2 protein-coding genes and 1 CRISPR repeat array are annotated in these 2,951 nt (G+C 25.9%); both genes read right to left on the bottom strand.

The window, feature by feature from the left end; all coding sequences use genetic code 11:
- Window positions 1–24 precede the first annotated feature (24 nt).
- Window positions 25–1,649: a CRISPR direct-repeat array (repeat unit 30 nt; unit sequence ATTTACATTTCATTTTGATTCTATTAATAC).
- A gap of 186 nt (window positions 1,650–1,835) precedes the next feature.
- Window positions 1,836–2,114, bottom strand: coding sequence for a CRISPR-associated endonuclease Cas2 (cas2, locus tag HMPREF9129_RS03760; protein ID WP_004820517.1), 279 nt, complete (start codon window positions 2,112–2,114; stop codon window positions 1,836–1,838).
- A gap of 1 nt (window position 2,115) precedes the next feature.
- Window positions 2,116–2,951 (bottom strand): type I-B CRISPR-associated endonuclease Cas1b (gene cas1b, locus HMPREF9129_RS03755; protein WP_004820515.1); only part of this gene is annotated, 836 nt, incomplete at its 5' end.

Raw genomic sequence — 2,951 nt, 5'->3', positions numbered from 1 at the left:
AACCTCCTTAAATTCTATTTAAAAATTTACATTTCATTTTGATTCTATTAATACATGGTGCGATGGCGACACACCCACAAGTTCTAATGAAATTTACATTTCATTTTGATTCTATTAATACTACAAAAAATATGGTATCTTTTGTTTAATAATATTAATTTACATTTCATTTTGATTCTATTAATACGAATTGCCTCTTGATGATTATAACATACAAGAAATACATTTACATTTCATTTTGATTCTATTAATACTAGAAAAGCACGATTGTAAAACTGATAAAATTTTGGATTTACATTTCATTTTGATTCTATTAATACTTACTCCCCGTATGAAATTAGTATCTTCTATTAAATATTTACATTTCATTTTGATTCTATTAATACACTCTTTCTGCTATGTTGTAATACATCTTTCCATCATTTACATTTCATTTTGATTCTATTAATACCAAGAAATGTATAAATATCTTGAGCTAATTGCTATAATTTACATTTCATTTTGATTCTATTAATACCCGCAATGGAACTTCATAATCCCAATTTTAATTATTATTTACATTTCATTTTGATTCTATTAATACAAAACATTACTGATCGTACAGGAGATATAGAAGATATTTACATTTCATTTTGATTCTATTAATACTAGAAATCATCTTCGTCATCTTCATCATATACCATTATATTTACATTTCATTTTGATTCTATTAATACTTATTTGTTGTTCTGTTAAGTCATCTGCTACTATACAATTTACATTTCATTTTGATTCTATTAATACCTGATGTATTATTGACAGATCCGCCTTATAATACATTTACATTTCATTTTGATTCTATTAATACTAAATCCGTTTTTATACTTGTTACTACAACCAAACCCTATTTACATTTCATTTTGATTCTATTAATACGTTCCAAATTTGCTAGCACTTGGTTTGCGTTTTGCTATATTTACATTTCATTTTGATTCTATTAATACTCCATAACTTATTATGTATGTTATAATTATACTATATAATTTACATTTCATTTTGATTCTATTAATACAAATGTTTTGGCTGGATTGTGCAAATGTGCTTATTGATTTACATTTCATTTTGATTCTATTAATACCAATTAGAACATTAATCTTGTCTACAAATTCTTTTAAATTTACATTTCATTTTGATTCTATTAATACTCCACCTTGAGCCGCCCTTTCGTACTCAATAGACCTATTTACATTTCATTTTGATTCTATTAATACTCCAAATCTTTAGCGTGTTCAAAGTCAAATAATGTAATTTACATTTCATTTTGATTCTATTAATACTACTCCAGCACTAAAAACCATAACATTTAAATACTCATTTACATTTCATTTTGATTCTATTAATACAGCTTGGAGTATCTCTTGCAAATGAGTTGATGTTAAAATTTACATTTCATTTTGATTCTATTAATACAGTATTGAATCAATAAGAAAGGTGGTGGATTTATTAAAATTTACATTTCATTTTGATTCTATTAATACCCTTATAGGCGAAATGATAGAGTTTGTCCAAGAGTAATTTACATTTCATTTTGATTCTATTAATACACAAACAAAAACAGGCTTATAACTATAGTAAATTGGATTTACATTTCATTTTGATTCTATTAATACAGGTCTAATTTCAGGCCTCATACCAAGCTAGATTGAGCCCAATATTTTGTCTATGAATTAATTTATAAAAAAATCATTTCACTTATATCTAATATAATTTCAATCTGCAATTATAATCTAGCAAATAAGCCGTTTCAATCTAAATGTCGGTGCAACGTTATTATAACATAATTTCACATCGACATACTAAATAAAGTTAGAAGTCGCATCGTCTATAAGCCCTAAGAAATCTTTCTTTAACCATTTTGAATTATTGCTGTGAAAAACTATTATAGAGTCTCTATCTTTCCTTACATATTTTGAAATTTCTCTCTGTAACTTAGCATATTGTAACTCACTTAACTCTCCTTCAAATACAGACTTTTGAATATGTGTGAGATACTTTTTGCATATTTTAAAAACATTCCTAGATACTTTGGCTCCATCTTCATCTAATGTAATGTCATAAACTAAAATCATATACATACTACCACCATATTTTAAATCCTTTATATTCTTTTTCTCCAGTGAAATGTTTGATGAGTTTATAAGCTTCTAATCTCATTAAATATCTATAAGATACACTTTTATTCAAATCTTTATGTTTTATCGTCTTTTTAAGTCGTTCGTCATACTCTTTGACAATTTTTAATCTAGCATTTTCTTTTAAATATAAAAAATTTGATTCTTCTGCAAAGTCACTCTCTGTAATAATATTCTTATTTAGCAAATAAAAAATCATTCTATCCGCAATAAGAGGTTTAAAAATTTCAGATATATCGAGTGAAAGAGAGTATCTTTTTTCTCCTGGGACATGTAAATAACTTATCGTTGGATTAAGCTGTGTCTTGTATATTTCTGATAACACACTCGTATACACCAAGGTATTTATAAAAGATATTAAAGAATTAATCATATTGTCTGGTGGGCGTTTAACTCTTTTTTCAAAGTTAATTTCTTGTTTTATAATTTTATTCCATGATTCATAATAATTTTTACGAATGTTTCCTTCTACTCCCATCAACTCTTCTACAGTTTTAACTACACCTATTTTGGCACGTAAAAACTTAATTTCAGAAATTTCATCATCTAAATCAATTCCTCTTTGTCTATAGTATCTTAAATTTCTATAAATATTATATGTTCCCGCTTCTATAAATTCTTGAGCAAGTTTTAACCTACAATCTGGATTGATAAAATGTTCAACTTGCCTTACCAGTGTATATCCACTCACATTTTTATTTCTCGGTACAAATGATCCTGAGTAAAATCCATAATAATTAAAAAAGTGAATTGCAATATTATAGTTTGAAGCATGGTTTA

Source organism: Peptoniphilus indolicus ATCC 29427, assembly GCF_000227315.1.
GTDB lineage: Bacteria > Bacillota > Clostridia > Tissierellales > Peptoniphilaceae > Peptoniphilus > Peptoniphilus indolicus.
Note: the sequence above shows the minus strand (reverse complement) of the source record. Positions and strands in the feature narration are given on the sequence as shown.

Excerpts from the sequence above, each read along its gene's own strand:
- cas2 (WP_004820517.1), bottom strand. The coding sequence starts at position 2,114 with ATGTATATGATTTTAGTTTATGACATTACATTAGATGAAGATGGAGCC.